Source organism: Geodermatophilus sp. SYSU D00814, assembly GCF_054050055.1.
Map to the genome: position 1 here is coordinate 1 of NZ_JBJGYP010000042.1, position 20,436 is coordinate 20,436.

23 protein-coding genes and 1 pseudogene are annotated in these 20,436 nt (G+C 75.9%); 9 read left to right on the plus strand and 15 right to left on the minus strand.

The annotated features are described in order from the left end of the window. Positions 1-37: 37 nt before the first annotated feature. The 4 genes from ACI780_RS22245 to ACI780_RS22260 form a co-directional block, all read right to left on the minus strand. Entirely contained in the window at positions 38-1,234 is a 1,197-nt protein-coding gene (locus tag ACI780_RS22245; RefSeq protein ID WP_456869684.1) for an acyl-CoA dehydrogenase family protein, read from the minus strand. A gap of 168 nt (positions 1,235-1,402) precedes the next feature. Further along, on the minus strand, positions 1,403-2,356 hold the full coding sequence (locus ACI780_RS22250; protein WP_457005817.1) for an HpcH/HpaI aldolase/citrate lyase family protein: 954 nt from the start codon (positions 2,354-2,356) through the stop codon (positions 1,403-1,405). Between the two features lie 107 nt (positions 2,357-2,463). Beyond that, on the minus strand, positions 2,464-3,396 hold the full coding sequence (locus tag ACI780_RS22255; protein ID WP_457005818.1) for a DMT family transporter: 933 nt from the start codon (positions 3,394-3,396) through the stop codon (positions 2,464-2,466). Continuing rightward, on the minus strand, positions 3,393-4,262 hold the full coding sequence (locus tag ACI780_RS22260; protein WP_456869681.1) for a PhzF family phenazine biosynthesis protein: 870 nt from the start codon (positions 4,260-4,262) through the stop codon (positions 3,393-3,395). The genes ACI780_RS22255 and ACI780_RS22260 overlap by 4 nt, the downstream gene beginning before the upstream one ends. Positions 4,263-4,286: 24 nt before the next feature. Here ACI780_RS22260 and ACI780_RS22265 point away from each other — a divergent pair, with 24 nt between their 5' ends. From ACI780_RS22265 to ACI780_RS22275, 3 genes are read left to right on the plus strand one after another with little or no spacing between them, the layout of a single operon-like run. Then, positions 4,287-5,525, plus strand: a complete 1,239-nt coding sequence (locus tag ACI780_RS22265; RefSeq protein WP_457005819.1) for a magnesium transporter MgtE N-terminal domain-containing protein — start codon at positions 4,287-4,289, stop codon at positions 5,523-5,525. After that, positions 5,518-6,057 (plus strand): DUF1003 domain-containing protein, encoded by a 540-nt coding sequence (locus tag ACI780_RS22270; protein WP_456869679.1) that lies wholly within the window; start codon positions 5,518-5,520, stop codon positions 6,055-6,057. The genes ACI780_RS22265 and ACI780_RS22270 overlap by 8 nt, the downstream gene beginning before the upstream one ends. 40 nt (positions 6,058-6,097) lie before the next feature. Then, on the plus strand, positions 6,098-6,574 hold the full coding sequence (locus ACI780_RS22275; RefSeq protein WP_457005820.1) for a methylated-DNA--[protein]-cysteine S-methyltransferase: 477 nt from the start codon (positions 6,098-6,100) through the stop codon (positions 6,572-6,574). Positions 6,575-6,593: 19 nt separating this feature from the next. Here the strand turns inward: ACI780_RS22275 and ACI780_RS22280 are convergent, their stop codons facing one another. The 4 genes and pseudogenes from ACI780_RS22280 to ACI780_RS22295 form a co-directional block, all read right to left on the minus strand. After that, positions 6,594-6,821 (minus strand): hypothetical protein, encoded by a 228-nt coding sequence (locus ACI780_RS22280; RefSeq protein ID WP_456869677.1) that lies wholly within the window; start codon positions 6,819-6,821, stop codon positions 6,594-6,596. A 34-nt stretch (positions 6,822-6,855) separates the two neighbouring features. After that, positions 6,856-7,164: pseudogene (locus ACI780_RS22285) on the minus strand (SDR family NAD(P)-dependent oxidoreductase); the annotation flags it as partial. 12 nt (positions 7,165-7,176) lie between these two features. Then, on the minus strand, positions 7,177-7,494 hold the full coding sequence (locus tag ACI780_RS22290) for an AzlD domain-containing protein (RefSeq protein ID WP_457005821.1): 318 nt from the start codon (positions 7,492-7,494) through the stop codon (positions 7,177-7,179). Next, positions 7,491-8,180 (minus strand): AzlC family ABC transporter permease, encoded by a 690-nt coding sequence (locus ACI780_RS22295; protein ID WP_456869675.1) that lies wholly within the window; start codon positions 8,178-8,180, stop codon positions 7,491-7,493. Before ACI780_RS22295 ends, ACI780_RS22290 begins: the two co-directional genes overlap by 4 nt. Before the next feature lie 220 nt (positions 8,181-8,400). Between ACI780_RS22295 and ACI780_RS22300 the strand changes: the two genes are divergently transcribed. Further along, positions 8,401-9,561 (plus strand): Mrp/NBP35 family ATP-binding protein, encoded by a 1,161-nt coding sequence (locus tag ACI780_RS22300; protein ID WP_456869674.1) that lies wholly within the window; start codon positions 8,401-8,403, stop codon positions 9,559-9,561. 50 nt (positions 9,562-9,611) lie between these two features. Here ACI780_RS22300 and ACI780_RS22305 read toward each other — a convergent pair whose 3' ends face one another. The 5 genes from ACI780_RS22305 to sigE form a co-directional block, all read right to left on the minus strand. Continuing rightward, entirely contained in the window at positions 9,612-9,908 is a 297-nt protein-coding gene (locus ACI780_RS22305; RefSeq protein WP_457005822.1) for a mycothiol-dependent nitroreductase Rv2466c family protein, read from the minus strand. 197 nt (positions 9,909-10,105) lie between these two features. Next, a complete protein-coding gene (locus ACI780_RS22310) occupies positions 10,106-10,483 on the minus strand; it encodes a twin-arginine translocase TatA/TatE family subunit (RefSeq protein WP_457005823.1) in 378 nt (125 codons plus the stop codon). A gap of 52 nt (positions 10,484-10,535) precedes the next feature. Continuing rightward, positions 10,536-12,116, minus strand: coding sequence for a trypsin-like peptidase domain-containing protein (locus tag ACI780_RS22315; protein ID WP_457005824.1), 1,581 nt, complete (start codon positions 12,114-12,116; stop codon positions 10,536-10,538). Between the two features lie 79 nt (positions 12,117-12,195). Continuing rightward, a complete protein-coding gene (locus tag ACI780_RS22320) occupies positions 12,196-12,771 on the minus strand; it encodes an anti-sigma factor family protein (protein WP_456869671.1) in 576 nt (191 codons plus the stop codon). Further along, complete coding sequence (sigE, locus tag ACI780_RS22325; protein ID WP_456869670.1) at positions 12,768-13,364, minus strand: RNA polymerase sigma factor SigE; 597 nt, start codon at positions 13,362-13,364, stop codon at positions 12,768-12,770. Before sigE ends, ACI780_RS22320 begins: the two co-directional genes overlap by 4 nt. Positions 13,365-13,559: 195 nt before the next feature. On the opposite strand from sigE, the gene ACI780_RS22330 reads away from it, so the two are divergent. Then, positions 13,560-14,219, plus strand: a complete 660-nt coding sequence (locus ACI780_RS22330; RefSeq protein WP_457005825.1) for an O-methyltransferase — start codon at positions 13,560-13,562, stop codon at positions 14,217-14,219. Between the two features lie 4 nt (positions 14,220-14,223). On the opposite strand, the gene ACI780_RS22335 is transcribed toward ACI780_RS22330, so the two are convergent. After that, positions 14,224-14,835 (minus strand): 2'-5' RNA ligase family protein, encoded by a 612-nt coding sequence (locus ACI780_RS22335; protein WP_457005826.1) that lies wholly within the window; start codon positions 14,833-14,835, stop codon positions 14,224-14,226. Positions 14,836-14,854: 19 nt separating this feature from the next. Then, positions 14,855-16,075 carry a glucose-1-phosphate adenylyltransferase gene (gene glgC / locus ACI780_RS22340; RefSeq protein WP_456869667.1) on the minus strand — a complete coding sequence of 407 codons (1,221 nt, stop codon included), beginning with the start codon at positions 16,073-16,075 and terminating at the stop codon, positions 14,855-14,857. 62 nt (positions 16,076-16,137) lie between these two features. Here glgC and glgA point away from each other — a divergent pair, with 62 nt between their 5' ends. The 4 genes from glgA to ACI780_RS22360 are packed head-to-tail and all read left to right on the plus strand — an operon-like array spanning position 16,138 to position 20,404. Further along, positions 16,138-17,310 (plus strand): glycogen synthase, encoded by a 1,173-nt coding sequence (glgA, locus tag ACI780_RS22345; RefSeq protein WP_457005827.1) that lies wholly within the window; start codon positions 16,138-16,140, stop codon positions 17,308-17,310. Between the two features lie 43 nt (positions 17,311-17,353). Next, positions 17,354-18,556 carry a PP2C family protein-serine/threonine phosphatase gene (locus ACI780_RS22350; RefSeq protein ID WP_456869665.1) on the plus strand — a complete coding sequence of 401 codons (1,203 nt, stop codon included), beginning with the start codon at positions 17,354-17,356 and terminating at the stop codon, positions 18,554-18,556. Further along, a complete protein-coding gene (locus ACI780_RS22355; RefSeq protein ID WP_457005828.1) occupies positions 18,553-19,629 on the plus strand; it encodes a hypothetical protein in 1,077 nt (358 codons plus the stop codon). The genes ACI780_RS22350 and ACI780_RS22355 overlap by 4 nt, the downstream gene beginning before the upstream one ends. 40 nt (positions 19,630-19,669) lie before the next feature. Next, complete coding sequence (locus ACI780_RS22360) at positions 19,670-20,404, plus strand: GAF domain-containing protein (RefSeq protein ID WP_457005829.1); 735 nt, start codon at positions 19,670-19,672, stop codon at positions 20,402-20,404. Positions 20,405-20,436: the final 32 nt, after the last annotated feature.

A 20,436-nucleotide genomic window follows, 5' to 3' on the forward strand; every position in this document is an offset into this window, starting at 1 on the left:
GGCCCGGGACCGCGGTGGTCCCGGGCCGCCCGTGCGGTCAACGGCGGAGGCCGTACTCCTTGAGCAGGCCGCGGCTGATGATCGTCTTCTGTATTTCGCTGGTGCCCTCGCCGATGAGCAGGAACGGCGCCTCGCGCATGAGCCGCTCGATCTCGTACTCCTTGGAGTAGCCGTAGCCGCCGTGGATGCGGAACGACTGGGTGGTCACCTCGGCGCAGTACTCGCTGGCCAGCAGCTTGGCCATCCCGGCCTCGACGTCGTTGCGCTGACCGGCGTCCTTGAGCCGGGCGGCGTTGACCATCATCAGGTGCGACGCCTCGACCTTGGTCGCCATCTCCGCGAGCTGGAAGGCGATCGCCTGGTGCTGGGCGATCGGCTTGCCGAACGTCTCCCGCTGCTGGGCGTACTCGACGGCGAGCTCGAAGGCGCGGATGGAGATGCCGCAGGCCCGGGCGGCGACGTTGACCCGGCCCACCTCGACGCCGTCCATCATCTGCGCGAAGCCGCGGCCGGGCTCGCCGCCGAGGACCATGTCCGCGCCGATGCGGTAGCCGTCGAACACCAGCTCGGTGGTGTCGACGCCCTTGTAGCCCATCTTGTCGATCTTGCCGGGGATGGTCAGGCCCGGGGCGACGGTGCCGAAGCCGGCCGGCTTCTCCACCAGGAACGTCGTCAGGTTCTGGTGCGGCTTCTCGGCGCCGAGGTCCGTGCGCACCAACGCGGCGACCAGCGTGGAGGAGCCGCCGTTGGTCAGCCACATCTTCTGGCCGTCGATGACGTACTCGTCGCCGTCGCGGACCGCCTTGGTGCGGATGCCGGCGACGTCGGAGCCCAGGCCCGGCTCGGACATCGAGAACGCACCGCGGACCTCGCCGGTGGCCATCCGCGGGAGGAAGTGCTCCCTCTGCTCCGGCGTGCCGTGCTGGCGGATCATGTAGGCGACGATGAAGTGGGTGTTGATGACGCCCGAGACGCTCATCCAGCCGCGGGCGATCTCCTCGACCACCAGCGCGTAGGTCAGCAGCGACTCGCCCAGGCCGCCGTACTCCTCCGGGATCATCAGCCCGAAGATGCCCAGCTCCTTGAGCCCGTCGACGATCTCCTGCGGGTAGACGTCGCCGTGCTCGAGCTGCTGGGCGTGCGGGATGATCTCCTTGTCCACGAAGCTGCGGACCGTCGACAGGATCTCCTGCTGCACGTCGGTCAGGTCGGCGGTCTGTGCCAGTCGGGCCACGTCTGCTCCTCCGGGACTCCGGTGTCCGTGTTACCGGCGAGTATGGGCCACCCCCCGCTCACCGCCCCTGTGTCGCCGGTCACGACCCGGACGCGGCAGGCATAGGAAGCAATCCCCACGTCTCGGGGCCGGGAACGTGGGAAGAGCTTCCTATGCCTCGCGAAGCACCTAGGACTCCGGCGGGGTGAACGACGACGTGCGCGACATGCCGGCGGCGCGGCCCTTGCCGGCGATCACCAGCGCCATCTTGCGGCTGGCCTCGTCGATCATCTCGTCACCGAGCATCGCCGAGCCCTTCTTCCCGCCGGCCTCGGACGTGTACCAGTCGTAGGCGTCGAGGATGAGCTCGGCGTGGTCGTAGTCGGCCTGCGACGGCGCGTAGATCTCGTTGGCGGCGTCGATCTGGCCCGGGTGCAGCACCCACTTGCCGTCGAAACCGAGTACCGCCGAGCGCTTGGCGACCTCGCGGAACGCGTCGACGTCGCGCACCTGCAGGAAGGGCCCGTCGATGGCCTGCACGCCGCGGGCGCGGGCGGCCATGAGGATGGTCATGAGGATGTGGTGGAACGGGTCGCCCGGGTAGTCGGGGTGCAGCGCGCCGACCACCAGCGACTTCATGTTGATGCTGGCCATGAAGTCGGCGGGGCCGAAGATGATCGTCTCGATCCGCGGGCTGGCGAAGGCGATCTCGTTGACGTTGATCAGCCCCTGGGCGGTCTCGATCTGCGCCTCGATGCCGATCCGCCCGACCTCCAGCCCGTTGGCCTTCTCGATCTGGGTGAGCAGCAGGTCCAGCGCCGCGACCTGGGCGGCGTCGGCCACCTTCGGCAGCATGATGCAGTCGAGCTCGGCGCCGGCGCCCTCGACCACCTCGACGACGTCGCGGTAGGTCCACTCCGTCGTCCAGTCGTTGACCCGGACGGTGCGGATCCGCCCGCCCCAGCCGCCCTCGTTCAGCGCCGCGACGATGTTCTTGCGGGCTCCCGGCTTGGCCAGCGGCGCGACGGCGTCCTCGATGTCGAGGAACACCTGGTCGGTCGGCAGGCCCTTGGCCTTCTCCAGGAAGCGCGGGTTGCTGCCCGGGACGGCGAGGTTGGAACGGCGGGATCGGAGCTCGGCCACGGTGCCTCCAGTGGTGATCGTTGACCGGAGGGTAGTGACGGCCCGTCGGCCCCTCGCAGGGTCCCGCCACGAGCGGAGCGAGTCGTGGGGGGCGAGGGGGTCCTTCGTCAGGTGACCGGCTCGACCGGCGTGGGTGGCCGGCCGGCGCGCACCACCAGCGCCACCCCGGCGACCACGGCGGCCAGGCCCGGCAGCGCGAGCAGCGGCGGGGTCTGCTGCAACAGCACCAGCGCCACCAGCAGCGCCCCGGGCACCTCGAGCAGCACCGCCAGCCCGACCACGGTGGGCCCGACCGTGGACAGCACCAGGTTGAGCAGCGTGTGCCCGAGGATCTGCGCGCAGACGGTGATCGCCGCGATCAGCCACCAGTCGCGGGCACTGAACCCGGCGAGCGGGGTGGTGGTGACCAGCGCCGCGACCGCCAGCACCACCGCGCAGGTGGAGTAGCAGACGACGGAGTAGGCCGACGTCGCCAGCCGGGTGCGCGCCCGCGCGCCGGCCAGCATGTAGCCGCCGGCGCAGATCGCGCCGAGCAGCGCCAGCCCGTCGCCGGCCAGCGCCTCCAGGCTCACCGCGACGTCGACCCCGACGATGAGCGCCACGCCGACGACGGCCAGCGCCAGCCCGAGCCACACCTGCACGGGCAGCCGGACGCCGGAGACGCGCGCGGCCAGCGCCGTCCAGACCGGGGTGGTGGTGACCAGCGCCGTCGACGCGGCGACGGTGGTCATCGACAGGCTGGGCAGCCACGCGGCGAAGTGCGCGGCGAGGAACAGCCCGGCCACCACCGACGTCGTCAGGTCCCGCGGCCGCAGACCGGTCAGCGTGCCCCGCTCGCGGCCGAGCAGCACCGGCACGAGCAACGCCGCGCCGGCGGCGTTGCGCCAGAAGGCGATCGCCAGGAACGAGGTGGTGACCAGCGCGGTCAGCGGCCCGGAGAACGAGATCCCGACGACGGCGACCGCCATCAGCCCGACGTCGCGGGCGCCCGGGCGGTGCACCGCCCACGGGTCGACCGCCGCCGTCGTGCCCGCGCTCACGGGACGCGGATGCGACCGGCCGCCACCGGTACCACCGCGCCGGCCACCGTGGCGGCCTCCGCCCGTCCGGCGGTGGCGGTGACCGTGCACCGCAGCACCGACGGGCGGCCCAGCGCCTCGCCCTGGCGCACGGTGTAGGACGACGTGCCGTCCGGTGCCAGCAGCCCGGAGGCGACCAGCCAGACGCCGGCGCCGAGCGCGGCCGACCCGGTGGCGGGGTCCTCGCTCCAGCGCAGGTCGTCGGCGAACACGCGGGCGTAGGCGGTCGAGGACGCGGCGTCCCAGCTCAGCACCGCCACCCCCTCCCCCAGGCCCAGCCCGGACAGCGCGGCGGGGTCGGGCGCGGCCTGGTCGACGACGCCGGGGTGCACGGCGAGGAAGGTCCACGGCAGCCCGCAGCCGGCCACCGACGCGGGCACGCCGACGGCGTCGGCGGCCGCCAGCCCCACCGCCTCGGCGAGGACCTCCGGGTCGGGCCCGTCCTCGATGGTCGGGCGCCCGCCGGTCAGGGTGGCGCCCTCCTCGGTGACCTCGATCGGCAGCACGCCGGCGCCGCACTCCTGGTGCAGCGTGCCCGCGGGCAGCCGGCCGGTGCGCACCAGCGTGTGCGCCGCGCCGACGCTGGGGTGCCCGGCGAAGGGCAGCTCGGCCCAGGGGGTGAAGATCCGCACCCGGTAGGACGCGCCGGGCTCGGTGGGCGCACAGAGGAACGACGTCTCCGACAGCGCGAACTCGTTGGCCAGCGCCTGGCACTGGGCGGTGCTCAGCTCGTCGGCGTCGAACACGACCGCCAGCGGGTTGCCCGCGAAGGCCCGCGGGGCGAAGACGTCGACGACCTCGTACTCCACGGAACCGGGGGCGGCCACCCGCCGACGGTAACCTCACCGACCGTGAGCACGGTGACCAGGGCCTACGTCTCGCGGCTCGCCGGGCTCCCCGTCTTCGACCCCAACGGCGACCGGGTCGGGCGGGTGCGCGACCTGGTGGTGGCCCTGCGCGTGGGCACCGCCAGCCCCCGGGTGCTGGGCCTGGTCGTGGAGGTGGTGGCGCGCCGCCGCATCTTCGTGCCGATGGGCCGGGTCACCACGGTCGACCCGGGCGCGGTCGTGCTCTCCTCCGGCACGCTCAACCTCAAGCGGTTCGAGCAGCGGCGCGGCGAGACGCTGGTGCTCGGCGAGCTGCTCGACCGCACGGTCAGCCTCCGCGAGTCCGGCCGGCGCGCCACCGTCGTCGACGCGGGGATCGAGCAGACCCGCACCGGGGAGTGGGAGGTCACCCGGCTCGCCGTCCAGGAGCCCGGCCGGCTGGGCCGGCGGGGGCAGCTGCACCAGCTGGCCTGGGACGAGGTGTCGGGGCTGGCGCTGTCCGAGACCGGCCAGGGCGCCGAGACGCTCATCGCCACTTACCGCGAACTCAACGCCGCCGACCTCGCCCACGCGCTGCAGGACCTGCCGGTCAAGCGGCGCCACGAGGTGGCTGCCGCCCTGGACGACGAGCGGCTGGCCGACGTGCTCGGCGAGCTGCCCGAGACCGAGCAGATGGCGATCCTGCAGACCCTGGAGGAGGCCCGCGCCGCCGACGTCCTCGAGGAGATGGACCCCGACGACGCCGCCGACCTGCTCTCCGAGCTGTCCAACGTCGACCGCAACCGGCTGCTGGAGCTCATGGAGCCCGGCGAGGCCGAGCCGGTGCGCCAGCTGCTGCAGTACTCCGAGGACACCGCCGGCGGGATCATGACCAGCGAGCCGGTGATCCTCACCCCCGACGCGACGATCGCCGAGGCGCTGGCCCGCGTGCGCGAGCCGGAGCTCACCCCGTCGCTGGCCAGCCAGGTCTACGTCTGCCGGCCGCCGTCGGCCACCCCGACCGGCCGCTACCTGGGGCTCGCGCACATCCAGCGGCTGCTGCGCGAGCCACCCTCGGCGCTGGTCAGCGGCGTGCTCGACGACCTCGAGCCGCTGCAGCCGGAGGCCCCGCTGGCCGAGGTCACCCGCTACTTCGCCACCTACAACCTCGTCGCCGCGCCGGTGGTCGACGACCGCGGCCGGCTGGTGGGTGCGGTCAGCGTCGACGACGTCCTCGACCACCTGCTGCCGGAGAACTGGCGGGAGCGGGCCCGCCGTGGCTGACGGCCGGCGGCTCGACGTCCCCCGCGGCTCGCCCCGCGGGCTGGGCAGCTACCTGCGGCTGGACCCCGACGCGGTCGGCCGGTTCGCCGAGGCCATCGCCCGCTTCCTCGGCACCGGCCGCTTCCTCGCCGTCCAGACGATCATCGTGGTGCTCTGGATCGCGCTCAACGTGTTCGCCGTGCGCCTGCGCTGGGACCCCTACCCGTTCATCCTGCTCAACCTGGCCTTCTCCACCCAGGCCGCCTACGCCGCGCCGCTGATCCTGCTGGCGCAGAACCGGCAGGCCGACCGCGACCGGGTGCAGGCGGAGGAGGACCGCGCCCGCGCCGCGCAGACCCGGGCCGACACCGAGTACGTGGCCCGCGAGCTGGCCGCGCTGCGGCTGGCGATCGGCGAGGTGGCCACCCGCGACTTCATCCGCGGCGAGCTCAACCGGCTGGTGGAGGCCCAGCCGGCCGAGGAGCGGGAGAAGAAGGCCAAGAAGCGGCACAAGGAGGCCGCCCGGCCGGCGCTGGCCGACCCCACGGCGTAGCCCCCTCCGTTCCGTCGTACCCCTGCGGCACCCTGCAGGCATGCGTGCGCACGCGGTGGTGCCCTCGCCCATGGGGCCGCTGACCGTCGTCGCCGACGACGGCGTGCTCGTCCGGCTGTACCTCTCGCCGCCCGGTCCCGAGGCCGACCTCGGTGCGCGGGACGACGCCGCCCTCGCCGACGTCGCCGGTCAGCTCGGTGAGTACCTCGCCGGTGAGCGGGAGGCCTTCGACCTGCCGCTGCGGCCGGTGGGCAGCGTCTTCGAGCGGGCGGTGTGGCGGGAGCTGACCCGCATCCCCTACGGGGAGACGCGCAACTACGGCGCGGTCGCGGCCGCCGTCGGCGAGCCGGGCGGCGCGCAGGCCGTGGGCCTCGCGTGCGGGCGCAACCCGCTGGCCGTCGTCGTGCCCTGCCACCGGGTGGTGGGGGCCGACGGCAGCCTGGTGGGCTTCGGCGGCGGGCTGGCCCGCAAGCGCTTCCTGCTCGACCTCGAACAGCGGGACACCCGGCTGTTCTGAGTCGGCGCGGCGCGGGCGGTCAACCCGCCGGCGTGCGGAACTGCGTGCGCAGGAAGCGGTCCCACAGCGCGTCGGGCAGCAGGCGGCGCTGGGCGACGAGCAGCCGCGCCGACGGCGTCACCCGGACCCGCACCGGAGCGCGCCGCGCCTCGACGGCGGCCGCGACGGCCCGCGCGACGTCCTCGGGCGTGCCGCCGAAGCGGGCCAGCGGGCCGCGGGTGCAGGCGGCCAGCGTCGCGTCGGCCACCGCCGCGTCGAAGGAGGCGTACGACGTCGGTCTCGAACTGCCGGCGGAGGTCGTCCATCGCCAGCGTCTCCACCGCGCCCGACTGCGAGTGGCCGGCGTTGTCGACCAGGACGCCCACCCGGCCGTGGCGCTGCACCACCGTGTCGACCGCGGCCGCCATCGACTCCTCGACGGTGACGTCGAGGGCCAGCACCTCGCAGCCGGCGTCCGCGAGCCCGGCCAGGGTCTCCGGGCGCCGGGCGGTGGCCACCACGGGCAGCGGCCCGTCCAGCAGCCGGAGGGCGGTCGCCCGGCCGATGCCGGTCGAGCACCCGGCCGTAGCCGGGGGTGTGTCCCCCGTCACCGCGCCGGCGCCTCACCCCGCCAGGACGTGCACGAGCGCCCCGGTGGCGCCGGCGAGCAGCAGGACGACGACGAAGGGGGCGCGCAGCGCCAGCGCCACCGCGGCGACGGCGAGCCCGGCCAGCCGGCCGTCGACGACCAGGTCGCGCCCCGCCGCCACCGCCTGCACCGCCACGAGCGCGGCCAGCAGCGCGGCGGGGACGAAGGTGACCATGCGGGTGACCCACGGCCGCTCGACCCACGCCGCCGGGACCGACAGCCCGGCCAGCTTGAGCAGGTAGCAGCCCAGCGACCCGGCCAGCACGACGGCCCACAGCGTCCCGGTGCTCACCGGCTCTCCTCCCGCGGCGGGCCGGCCAGGGCGACGGCGACGACGGCGGCCACCACCTGCACGCCGGGCGGCACGAACGGGGTGAGCGCCAGCGCCACCGCCGCGCCGCCGAGGGCGACCCGGCGGGCGACGGCGGGCTCCTCCGCGCCGGCCCGCAGCCGCGGCCACAGCAGGGCCAGGAACGCGGCCGGGACGACGGCGTCCAGGGCGGCCTGCGCGGTCTCCCCCAGCGCCGCGGCACCGAGGGCGCCGACCAGCGTGGTGGTGTTCCAGACGGTGAAGATCGCCGCGCCGCCGGAGAGGAACGCCAGCCGGGCCAGGTCCCGGTCGGGGGCGGCCACGGCCAGCGCCGTCGTCTCGTCGATCACCCAGTGCGCCAGGCCCAGCCGGCGCAGCAGCCCGCGGGGGGCGAGCAGCGGGGCGAGGCGGACGCCGTAGACGGTGTTGCGGGTGCCCAGCAGCAGCGCGCTGCCGATCGCCGCGGCCGCGCCACCCCCGGCCCCGAGCACGCCGACGAGGGCGAACTGCGAGGCGCCGGTGAACATCAGCAGCGACATGGCCAGCGCCTGCCAGGGGTCCAGGCCCGCGGAGTCGGCGGCCGCCCCGAAGGCGACGCCGTAGAGACCGACGGCGACCCCCAGCCCGATCGCGTCGCGCAGGACGGCGGTGCGGGCGGTTCCGGACACGGGAGCCGAGGCTAGTGACCCGCCCGGGGAGGGAAGCGAGGCGCCCGGCACGGCGTTGACCTGCACGGGTGCGGGGCGCCGGACTGCGCAGCACGTCACCCCCGCGCCGGGCGGCACCCGGTGCCGACCGCCGTACAGTGGCAGGTGGCCCGGAGAGCGCGTCCCCGCCCCGTGCGGCAGGCCGCGCCGGGTCCCCCCGTCGAAGGAGACACACACCCCCATGTCCGACACGCTGACCGGCTCGCCGGCGCTCGACGCCGTCAACGCCGCTCTGGCCACCGTCCAGGACCCGGAGATCAACCGTCCGCTGACCGACCTCGGGATGGTCAAGGACGTGCAGATCGGGGTCGGCGGCGACCCGGGCGCGGTGCGGGTCGAGGTCTACCTCACCGTGGCCGGCTGCCCGATGCGCGAGACGATCACCAACCGGGTCACCACCGCGGTGTCCGCCGTGCCCGGCGTGACCTCGGTGCAGGTCGGCCTCGACGTCATGAGCGACGAGCAGCGCGCCGAGCTGCGCCGGACCGTGCGCGGCACCGACGCCGCCGAGCCGGTCATCCCCTTCGCCCAGCCGGGCTCGCTGACCCGCGTCTACGCCGTCGCCTCCGGCAAGGGCGGGGTGGGCAAGTCCAGCGTCACGGTCAACCTGGCCGCCGCGCTGGCCAAGCGGGGCCTGTCGGTCGGCGTGGTCGACGCCGACATCTACGGCCACTCGGTGCCCCGCATGCTGGGCGTCGAGGACAAGCCGACCCAGGTCGACAACATGATCATGCCGCCGCAGTCGATGGGCGTGAAGGTCATCTCGATCGGCATGTTCACCCCGGGCAACACCCCCGTGGTGTGGCGCGGGCCGATGCTGCACCGCGCGCTGCAGCAGTTCCTCGCCGACGTCTGGTGGGGCGACCTCGACGTGCTGCTGCTCGACCTGCCGCCCGGCACCGGTGACGTGGCGATCTCCATCGCCCAGCTGCTGCCCGGCGCGGAGATCCTCGTGGTGACCACGCCGCAGCAGGCCGCCGCCGAGGTGGCCGAGCGGGCCGGCGCGATCGCCACCCAGACCCACCAGCAGGTGGTCGGCGTCATCGAGAACATGTCCTGGCTCGAGCTGCCCGACGGCTCGCGCATGGAGGTCTTCGGCTCCGGCGGCGGGCAGGCCGTCTCCGACGCGCTGACCCGCACGCTCGGCGCCCGGGTGCCGCTGCTGGGCCAGATCCCGCTCGACACCCGGCTGCGCGAGGCCGGCGACGCGGGTGCGCCGATCGTGCTCGCCCAGCCGGAGACGCCGGCCGCGCAGGCGCTCACCACGATCGCCGACTCCCTCGCCGTCCGCCAGCGCGGGCTGTCCGGCATGTCGCTGGGGCTCACCCCCGTCCGCCGCTGAGACACCGGAGGCCCGGTCCCGTCGGGGACCGGGCCTCCGTCGTCTCCGGGTCAGGTCCGCGGCGGCTCGCGCGGCCCGGCCTGGATCTCGTGGAACCCCGGGGTGGCGGCGACGAGCGCGACGCCGTCCCACAGCCGGCCGGCGGCCTCCCCGCGGGGCACCTGCGACAGCACCGGGCCGAACCAGGCGACCGGGCCCCGCGGGCCTGGCACCGCGACGACGGGCGTGCCGACGTGCGTGCCCACGAGCCGGGTGCCGGCCTCGTACGAGGCGCGGACGAGGTCGTCGTGCGCGGCGGAGCCCATGACCTGCGCCCGGTCCTGCGGCAGCCCGACCTCCTCGAGCACGTCCCCGGGGGGGGCACTCGCCGCGGGTGCGCACCGCCTCTCCCCAGACCCGGTAGAGGGCGGCCAGCGCGTCCTGCCCGTGGCGGTCGGCGACCACGGCGAACAGGCGCACCGGCTGCCAGAGCCAGCCCTCGGGATCCCCCTCGGGGTCGCCGTCGCGGCCCTCGTTCAGTCGGCGTCCACCGCCCGCGCCGGGGTCAGGTGGCGTCGACGTCGAAAGGCGGCGGGACGCTGCGGTCGCGCCGCGCCGGGGCCGGCTTCACCAGGCTCGCCGCGGTGGCCCCGGCGGCGGTGGCGCTGCCGCGGCGCACCGGCGGGGTGTCGTCGTCCTCGAACAGCTGCGCCCGGATGAACGTCTTCGGGTGGTACTTGCGCAGGTCGAGGTCGCGCAGGCCGGCGAGCTCCTCGCCGAGGGACTCGTCGACCTGGGCGCGCACCCCGGTCAGTGCCGTGCGGACCTTCTTCAGGCCGGCGGCGGCGTCGCGGGCGAGGGTGGGCAGCCGCTCGGGCCCGAAGATGAACAGCGCGGCCAGCGCCAGGACGACGATCTCGCCCCACCCGATCGAGTCGAACACCCGCCACTCCCGTCCTCGGTCGCACCCAGGGTAGTTGCGCCCGAGCTCCCGACTAGGCCTGGTCGAGCGTCGCCTGGACCGTCGTCGAGGACCCGTTGCGGATCAGCTCGATGGTCACCACGTCCCCGGGCCGGTGGGCGTCGACGGCGACGACGAGCTCCTCGGAGCTGCCGACCGGCACGTCGTCGACGGCGATGACCACGTCCTGCTCGCGGATCCCCGCGGCGGCCGCGGCGCTGTCGGGCTCCACGTTGAGCACGAGGGCGCCGTCGCGGGTGCCGTCGGTGACCGACCGGGCGTTGACCCCCAGCGAGGCGTGCACGGCCGTGCCGGTGGAGATCAACTGCTCGGCGATGTCGCGGGCGGTGTCGATCGGGATGGCGAAGCCCAGGCCCACGCTGCCGCCGCCGAGCGAGGCGATCGCGGTGTTGATGCCGATCACCGCGCCGGTGGCGTCGACCAGCGCGCCACCGGAGTTGCCGGGGTTGATCGGGGCGTCGGTCTGCACGGCGCTGATGACCGCGTTGGTGTCGCTGCCCTCCCCCGCCAGCCGCACCGGCCGGTCGAGGGCGCTGACGATGCCGGTGGTGACGGTGCCGGCCAGGCCCAGCGGCGAGCCGATGGCCACTACCGGGTCCCCGACGACGACGTCGTCGGAGCTGCCCAGCGAGGCGGTGACCAGGCCGGGCCGGTCCACCTTGAGGACGGCGAGGTCGCTGGCCGGGTCCCGGCCGACGATGCGCGCCTCGGACCCGGTGCCGTCGCTGAACACCGCGCGGATCGCGGCGCCCTCGACGCCGTCGGCGCCGGAGATGACGTGGTTGTTCGTGACGATGTAGCCGTTCTCGCCGTCGACGACCACGCCGGAGCCGGTGGCGCCGGCCTGGCCGATGCGCACCTCGATGGAGACCACCGCCGGCGTCACGCGCTCGGCGATGTCGGCCACCGACCCCGGCTCGCGGGTGACGGCGTCGTCGGTCTCGGACAGGGTGGTGCCCGGGGCGAGCAGCGGCGTCTCCGCGGCCTCGCGGGTCAGCAGGTAGCCGACGCCGCCGCCGAGCGCGCCGGCCAGCAGCACCGCGAGCAGCACGAGGGCGGCCACCCGCACCGACAGGTCCCGCAGCCGCAGCTTCCGGCGGCCCTTCCGGTCGACGACGACCGGGCCCTCCTGCTCGGCCTCCTCCTCGAACACCGCCGGGCTGGCGAGGCCGGCCGGGGCGTGCGGGTCGCGCCACGGGTCGCTCCGGGCGTCGGACTTCCACCAGGGCCCGGCCGAGGTGCGCCGCCGGCCCGGGCGTCCGCCGGGCGGCTCCTGCAGCCCGGCCTGCCCGGCCGGCCCGCGGAAGGCGCGCAGCACGGCCTCCGGCGGCGGTGGGGCGACCGGACGCGGCGGCGGGGTGGGCCGGTCGCCGGCGAAGCTGCCGGGGACGGTGGCCGGCCGCCCGAAGGCGGCCTGCTGGGCCGGGCTCGGCGGCGCGGCCGCCTGCACCGCGGGGCGCCCGCGCTGGGGCGGGTCGAACGGTCCGGAGGCGCCGGCGGGACGGGCGAAGGCCGCGTCGTCGGCCTCGGGGGTGCGGTCGGCGGTGCGCTCGCCGTCGTCGGACCCGGACTGCCGGGCGTCGGGTGGCGTCACGGGTACAGGGTCCTCCCGGGACCTGGCAGGTGGGCGCGGCGGGTCGGCCCCGCCGCCGGGGGACCCCGAGTGTCGCAGGTCAGGGGGTGGTGCCGGCGGCGTCCTGCGACTGCGTCAGCGTCCGCACCACCGGGGGCCGCACCTCGGTGCGCTCGTCGGGCCCGGACCCGCCGGCCACCGACGACGGCGGCGAGGCGGGCGAGGCGGTGCCGACGTCGGGCAGCTGGAGGGCGAGCGCGGCGACCCCGAGGCTCAGCCCGATGAAGGTCCCGGCCACCCCGCGGCGCAGCCAGCGCGCCTGGTGCAGGGGTGCGCTGCGCGCGGGCGGGTCGTCGAGCGCGATGGTCCAGCAGCCCGAGGAGTCGGTGACGGTCAGCTGCCCGGGCCCGGCGGCGACCGCGCCGAGGCCGCCGGAGCCGGGGACGTCGGCGGTGAACGGGATGGCGCACAGCCGGGACAGCAGGTCGCCGGGGACGGCGACGTCGGCGGCGGTGTGCAGCGCCTCCTTGGCCTCCCGCTGGGCCTGCACGAGCATCCGGCACTCGGCGCAACCGGCCAGGTGACGGGCGGCGCGGGCGGCGGGGCCGCTGGCCAGCTCGCCGTCGACCAGCGCTGCGATGGCCTCCTGCGCCAGGTGGCTCTCCGGCAGGCTCATGCCGTCGCCCCCGGTGCGGCGACCCCCCGGGGAGCGAGGTGCGCCAGCGCTTGGCGCAGCTGCACGCGGCCGCGGTGGATGCGGCTGCGCACGGTGCCGAGCTTGATGCCGAGGGTGGTGGCGATCTCCTCGTAGGTCAGACCCTCGATGTCGCAGAGCACGACGGCGACGCGGAACTCCGGCGGCAGCGCGTCGAGCGCCGCCTGCACCTGCGGGTCGAGGTGGGTGTCGGCGTAGACCTGCTCGGGGCTGGGCGCGGTGCCGGGCAGCCGCTCGGTGTCCTCGGGCAGCGCGTCGAAGCGGATCCGCTGGCGGCGGCGGACCATGTCGAGGAAGAGGTTCGTGGTGATCCGGTGCAGCCAGCCCTCGAAGGTGCCCGGTGAGAAGTCCGCGAGCGAGCGGAACACCCGCACGAAGGTCTCCTGGGTCAGGTCCTCGGCGTCCTGCGCGTTGCCCGAGAGGCGGTAGGCGAGCCGGTAGACGCGGGCGGAGTGGTCCCGCACGACCTGCTCCCAGGTGGGCGCGACCCACACCTCACCGGCGCCGGACACGCCCGGCTGGTCGGTGGCAGGGGGGACGGCGGCCTCGGACACGTCCCCAGTATCGCGGACGCGCACGCTGCCGACCTCCCCCGCGGGGTGGGCGGGGACGGCGGCACGCTCGGGTGTCACACCCGGCCCAACGGGCGGTCGTTCCCGCGGTGTTCCCGTTCACAGGGACCTCACAGGTCCGGGTCACACCTGCGCGTCCCGGGTCGCGGCGCCGGCGGCCTCTACCCTCGGCCGGTGATGAGCGCCGAGGGACCCCCGCCGCACGCGGGCGGCACCGGCGGCGCCGCGTGGGCCGACCGCTACGCCGCCGAGGACCCCGTCCTCGCCGCCGCCCGGACCCGGGCGGGCGCGCTGGGCGGGCAGCCGCCGGTGGAACCGGCCGTCGGCGCCGCCCTCGCCGTCCTGGCCGCGGGCAGCAGCGCCCGCGCGGTCGTCTCGATCGGCAGCGGCGGCGGGGTCGCCGGCCTCTGGCTGCTGCGCGGCATGCGCCCCGACGGGGTCCTCACCGTGCTGGACACCGACCCCGAGCAGCTGCGGGCGGCCCGGCGCGCCCTCGCCGAGGCCGGCGTCCCGCCCGGCCGGACCCGGCTGATCTTCGGCACGCCGGCCGAGGTGCTGCCGCGGCTGTCGCCGGGCGCCTACGACCTGGTGGTGTGCACCGCCCCGCCCACGGAGTGGTCCGGCCACCTCGGCGCCGTCGCTGGGCTGGTGCGCACCGGCGGCACGCTGGTCTGCCACGGCCTGCTCGCCGGCGGCCGCATCGGCGACCGCGCGGCCCGCGACCCCCAGACGGTGGCCTGGCGCGACCTGGCCCGCACGGTCCGCGAGGACGAGCAGCTCACCTCCGCCGTCCTGCCGGTCGGCGCGGGCCTGCTGCTGGCCACCCGCCGGCCGTGACGGGTCAGGCCGCGAACGCGTGCTCGGCCAGCGGCTCCCAGGGGCCGCCGAGGTAGCGCCACAGCCCCAGCCCGCGGGCGGGCACCGCGTGCGGGGTTAACCCGGCCGCGAGCCGGTCGCGCAGCTGCCGGGCCACCTGCGGCTCGACCTTGTTCTGCACGGTCACGTGCGCCGACAGCCGCCGCCGGTCCTGCCGGGTCAGCCACGGGTCGAACTCCGCGGCCAGGGCGGCGTGCAGGGCCGAGAGCTCGCCGGCGTGCAGCCGGTAGGCGACGCCGCGGCCGAGCAGCCGCAGGCCGGTCACCGCGACGTCGAAGGGCGGCCGGTCCGCGGCCCGGGCCAGGGCCGCGTCGACGGCGGGCCGCTGCTCCCCGGGCAGCGCGTGGAACAGCGTCACGTGCGCGGCCACGTGGTTGCGACCGGCCGGGAAGTGCTCGGCGCGCAGCCGGTCGAAGCGGGCCTGCGCCTGCGCGCCGAGCAGCAGCGTGACGACCAGAGGTGACGTGCTGGAACGGCCCTCGTGCAGGGGCCCGGCCCGAGCGGCGGATGGCCCCGTCCGGAGGCTCGCCCCGAGCGTGCGAGGGGTGAGGGGGACGGGGTCCTTCTCGGGGGGCACGGGGGTCCTTCGTCATCCGCTAGACGATCGCGCGGGCGCCCTTGCCCAGGACCGCCACGCCCCCGGCGCTGACGTGGTAGTGCTCCCGGTCGGCGTCGGTGTCGACGCCGATGCGGGCCCACGGCGGCACGACGACGTTCTTGTCGAGGATCGCCCGGCGGACGTAGGCGCCCTCGCCGACGTGCACGCCGTTCATCAGCACGCTGTCCTCGACCCGGGCGCCGCGGTCGACGTGCACCCCCGGTGAGACGACGCTGTTGTGCACCGACCCGCCGCCGATGATCGCCCCGGCGCTGACCATCGACTCCTCGGCCCGGCCACCGAGCACGAACTTCGCGGGCGGCAGCTGCGGCGGCAGCGTGTAGATGGGCCAGCGGTCGTTGTAGAGGTTGAACACCGGCGTCACCGACACCAGGTCCAGGTGCGCGTCGTAGTAGGAGTCGATCGTCCCGACGTCGCGCCAGTAGCCGTGGTCGCGCTCGGTGGTCCCCGGGACGACGTTGGTGGAGAAGTCGTAGACGTGGGCCCGGCCCTGGTCGGCGAGCATCGGCATGATCGACCCGCCCATGTCGTGCACGGAGTCGGGGTCCTCGGCGTCGGCCCGCAGCGCCTCGAGCAGCGCGTCGGTGGTGAAGACGTAGTTGCCCATCGAGGCGAAGGACTCCTCCGGGGAGTCCGGCAGCCCCGGCGGGTCGGCCGGCTTCTCCAGGAAGCCGCGCACCTTGCCGTCGGCGCCGGCGTCGATGACCCCGAAGCCGGTTGCCTCCTGCCGCGGCACCCGCAGCCCGGCGATGGTGACCCCCGCCCCGGTCTGCACGTGCTGGTCGACCATCTGTCCCGGGTCCATCCGGTAGACGTGGTCGGCACCGAAGACGACGACGATGTCGGGCCGCTCGTCGTAGATCAGGTTGAGGCTCTGGAAGATCGCGTCGGCGCTGCCGGTGTACCAGCGCGGGCCGAGCCGCTGCTGGGCCGGCACCGGGGTGATGTAGTTGCCGAGCAGCTGCGACATCCGCCACGTGGTGGTGATGTGCCGGTCGAGGCTGTGGCTCTTGTACTGGGTGAGCACCGCGATCTGCCGGATCTCGGCGTTCACCAGGTTCGACAGCACGAAGTCGATGAGCCGGTAGTTGCCCCCGAAGGGGACCGCCGGCTTGGCACGGTCAGCGGTCAGCGGCGCCAGCCGCTTGCCCTCACCACCGGCCAGGACGATGCCGAGCACCCGGGGACCCCCACGCATGGGGCGAACCTAGCTGCTCCGGCGTCCGGCGGCCCCTCGCCGTCCCCCCTAGGGTGACCGACGTGCGGATCGGCATCGTCACGCGCGAGTGGCCCCCCGACGTCTACGGCGGCGCGGGGGTGCACGTCGAGCACCTGGTCGCGGCGCTGCGCTCGCTGCCCGCAGGGCCCGACGTCGACGTCCACGCCTTCGGCTCCCCGCGGCCCGACGCCGTCGGGTGGCCGGTGCCGCCGGGGCTGGCCGGCGCCAACGGCGCGCTGCAGGCGCTGGGCACCGACGTCGAGATCGCCGCCGCGCTCGGCGGCGTGGACCTGGTGCACAGCCACACCTGGTACGCCAACGGCGCGGGCCTGCTGGCCGGGCTCGTACACGGCCTCCCCCACCTGGTCACCGCCCACTCCCTCGAGCCGCGCCGGCCGTGGAAGGCCGACCAGCTCGGCGGCGGCTACCGGCTGTCGTCGTGGGTGGAGCGCACCGCCTACCTCGCCGCCGACGGCGTGATCGCGGTCAGCCGCGGGATGCGCGCCGACGTCCTCGACGCCTACCCCGACCTCGACCCGGCCCGGGTGCACGTCGTCGGCAACGGCGTCGACGCCGAGGCCTACCGCCCGGTGCACGACCCCGACGTCGTCCGCTCGCTGGGCGTGGACCCCGACCGGCCCTACGCGCTGTTCGTCGGGCGGATCACCCGGCAGAAGGGCGTGGTCCACCTGCTGCGGGCCGCCGAGCGGCTGCCGGCCGACGCGGGCCTGGTGCTGTGCGCCGGGGCCGCCGACACCCCGGCGGAGCGGCAGCAGGTCGCCGACGCCGTCGCCGAGCTGCAGGCCCGCCGCCCGGGGGTGGTGTGGATCGAGGCGATGCTGCCGCGCGAGCAGCTCGTGCCGCTGATCACCGGGGCCACCGTGTTCGTGGTCCCCTCGGTGTACGAGCCGCTGGGCATCGTCAACCTCGAGGCCGCGGCCTGCGGCACGGCCGTGGTCGCCAGCGCCGTCGGCGGCATCCCCGAGGTCGTCGCCGACGGCGTCACCGGCCTGCTGGTCCCCTACGACCCGGACGACGTCGCCGCCTTCGAGGCCGGCCTGGCCGAGCGGGTCGCCGAGCTGCTCGCCGACCCGGCGCGCGCGGCGGCGATGGGCGCGGCCGGCCGGGAGCGGGTGCTGTCGGAGTTCGGCTGGGCGGCGATCGCGCAGCAGACGGTGCAGGTCTACGCGTCGGTGCTGGAGGCGCGCGGCTGAGTCCGTCGGTGTGCGCGGGCGCCGGGTGGGAAGCTGTCCCCCCGTGACGTCCCAGCCCTCCGCCGAGGACCCGATCCGCGCACTGGTGCGCGCGTCGCACCGGCTGCCCGCCGACGACCTGGGCGCCGTCGTCGCCGCGCACGCGCGTCGGCTGGGCGCCCACGACGCGGTCGTCTACCTCGCCGACTACGCCCAGCACCAGCTCGTCCCGCTCGCCGGCGCGGGCGTGCCCGACCGGCCGCTGCTGACCATCGACGGCTCGGTCGCCGGCCGCGCCTTCCGCCGGGTGGAGCCGGTGCGGCCGGCCCCGCACGACGGGCCGGGGAGCCTGTGGTTGCCGCTGCTCGACGGCGCCGAGCGGATCGGCGTCCTGGAGCTCGTGCTGCCGGATGAGGTCTCACCGGCCCTCGAGGACGACACGCGGTCGTTCGCCTCGCTGGTCGCCGAGCTGGTGGTCACCCGCGACTCCTACAGCGACGTCTTCTCCCGGCTGCGCCGGCGCCGGCCGCTGACGCTGGCCGCGGAGATGCAGTGGGAGCTGCTGCCCCCGCTGACCTACGCCAGCGAGCGGGTGGTGGTCACCGGTGCGCTGGAGCCGTCGTACGAGATCGGCGGGGACACCTTCGACTACGCCGTCAACGGCCCGCTGGTCGACCTCGCGGTGCTCGACGCCGTCGGCCACGGGCTGCCGGCGGCGCTGCTGGCCACCGCGGCCGTCGGCGCCTACCGGCACGCCCGGCGCGAGGGGCTGGACCTGCCCGCGGTCGCCGCGGCCATGGACGCCGTCGTCGCCGGGCAGTTCCCCGACAGCCGGTTCGCCACCGCCGCCGTGGCCCGGCTCGACCTGGGCACCGGGCTGCTGCGCTGGGTCAACTGCGGGCACCCCGAACCGCTGCTGGTGCGCGACGGCGTGCCGCTGCACCCGCCGCCGTGCCGGGTGTCGCGGCCGCTCGGGCTGCTCGCCGCCGAGCCGGAGGTCTGCGCGGTGCAGTTGCGCCCTGGCGACCGGGTGCTGCTCTACACCGACGGCGTCGTCGAGGCGCGCTCCCCGGACGGGGAGTTCTTCGGCGAGGAGCGGCTGGCCGACCTCGTCGTCCGCGCCGAGCTCGCCGGTGACCCGCCGCCGGAGACGATGCGCCGGCTGATGGGCAGCGTCATGGACCACCAGGACGGGCAGCTGCAGGACGACGCCAGCATCGTCATGGTCGAGTGGCGCACCGGCCGGGAGAGCCGGCTGCTGCCGTGAGCACTGCAGCAGTCGGCGACGGGCCGGGTCGCGGCGCCGTCGCCCGCCCGGACGTCGTCGTCGGCCTGGTCGCCGCGCCCGGGGCGCCGGCCGAGGTGGCCGACGAGCTGGCCGCCGACCTCGCCGGTGCCCTGCGCGGGGACCACCCGGAGGTCGCCTGGGACGTGCGCGTCGTCGAGGACGGCCTCGTCACCCCGCCGGCCGACGACGCCGAGATCGTGGCCGCGGCGCGCGAGCGGCTGCTGGCCGAGGAGTGGGACCTCGCCGTCTGCGTGACCGACCTGCCGCTGACCGTCGCCCGTCGCACCGTGGTGGCGCACGCCAGCCCCGTCCACGGCGTCGCGCTGCTGTCGCTGCCGGCGCTGGGCGCCGTCGGCCGCCGACGACGGGCCCTGCAGACGTCGCTCGGACTGGTCCGCGCGCTGCTCGGCGACGACGGAGGGGACCCCGGGGCGCTGCGCCGGCGGCTGCGCGAGCTGGCCGCCGACCAGGGCGACGCCGGGGTCGGGTTCACCGCGCGCGTGCTCACCGGCAACCTGCGCCTGCTGGTCGGCATGGTGCGGGCCAACCGGCCGTGGCGGCTGACCGCGTCGTTGTCGCGGGCCCTGGCCGCCGCGGTGGCCGCCGGCGTGTTCGCCCTGGTCACCTCCGACATCTGGCGGCTGGCCGACCGGTTCGGTCCCGTGCGGCTCGCGGCGGTCGGGCTGGGCTCGGTGGTGGCCATCTGCGCGACGCTGGTCGTCGGCGCCCGGCTCTGGGAGCGGGCCGGCTCGCCGCGGGTGCGCAAGCAGGTGGCGCTGTTCAACCTGGCCACGGTCGCCACCGTGGTGCTCGGCGTGCTCACCCTCTACGCCGTTCTGTTCACACTCGCGCTGACCGGTGCGCTGCTGCTGGTGCCCTCCGGGTTGTTCGCCGAGGGGCTCGGGCACCGCGCCGGCCTCGGCGACTACCTGGAGCTGGCCTGGTTGACCAGCTCGCTGGCCACCGTCGGCGGCGCGCTGGGCGCCGGGCTGGAGGAGGACGAGGCCGTCCGCGAGGCCGCCTACACCCACCGGCCAGGTGCCGGCGGGTGACCCGCTGGTCCCGCCCACCCGAGCGGGGGGAGGATGAACCGTGACCATCGCCACGCGGTTCGCCGCGGCGCTCGACCGCGAGAGCGCCGGCGGGTCCGGGGACGCCGAGCTCCTGCCGGTGCGGCTGTCGCGGGCCGCCGCGGTCACGCTCAGCGTGGACGGGGCGGGCCTGTCGATCGTCGACCCCACCGGCGAGCGGATCCCGCTCGGGGCCAGCAACGCGGAGTCCGCGTGCGCCGAGCGGCTGCAGTTCACCGCCGGCTCCGGGCCGTGCTGGGAGGCCCAGCGGGCCCGCCTGCCGGTGTTCGCCGTCTCCGCCGACCTGCACCGCCGCTGGCCGGCCTTCGCCGAGATGCTCACCGACCAGACCCCGTTCCGGGCGGTGGTGGCCTTCCCGCTGCGGGAGGACCTGGCCGGCGCCGGCGCGCTGGACCTCTACTTCACCGACGAGGCGGCGGTCCCGGCGCTCGACGTGTTCTCGGCGGTGGCGGTGGGTGAGCTGGTGACCGCGGCGCTGACCGAGGCCGCCGTGTGGTCGGACTGGCCGGCGGAGAGCGGGCCTGCGTGGCTGCACGGCCCGGAGGCACGCCGGCGGTCCGCGGTGCTGCGGGCCGCCGGCCGCGCGGCGATGGTGCTGCAGTCGGACCCGGTGACCGCGCTGGCGCTGCTGCGCGGCGCCGCCTACGCCGGCGGGCGGACCGTCGAGGACCTCGCCGAGGACCTCGAGAGCGGCCGGCTGCGGGTGGAGGACGTCGTCCCCGGGCCCGCCGCCTGACCCGTCCCGTGTGACCGTTCCCGCAGGTCAGC

What these genes read in the sequence shown, in the direction of transcription:
- ACI780_RS22275 (WP_457005820.1), top strand. Translation starts at nt 6,098, where the DNA reads ATGCGTGCGCACGCGGTGGTGCCCTCGCCCATGGGGCCGCTGACCGTC.
- ACI780_RS22330 (WP_457005825.1), top strand. Translation starts at nt 13,560, where the DNA reads ATGAGCGCCGAGGGACCCCCGCCGCACGCGGGCGGCACCGGCGGCGCC.
- glgC (WP_456869667.1), bottom strand. Translation starts at nt 16,075, where the DNA reads ATGCGTGGGGGTCCCCGGGTGCTCGGCATCGTCCTGGCCGGTGGTGAG.
- ACI780_RS22320 (WP_456869671.1), bottom strand. Translation starts at nt 12,771, where the DNA reads ATGAGCCTGCCGGAGAGCCACCTGGCGCAGGAGGCCATCGCAGCGCTG.
- ACI780_RS22300 (WP_456869674.1), top strand. Translation starts at nt 8,401, where the DNA reads ATGTCCGACACGCTGACCGGCTCGCCGGCGCTCGACGCCGTCAACGCC.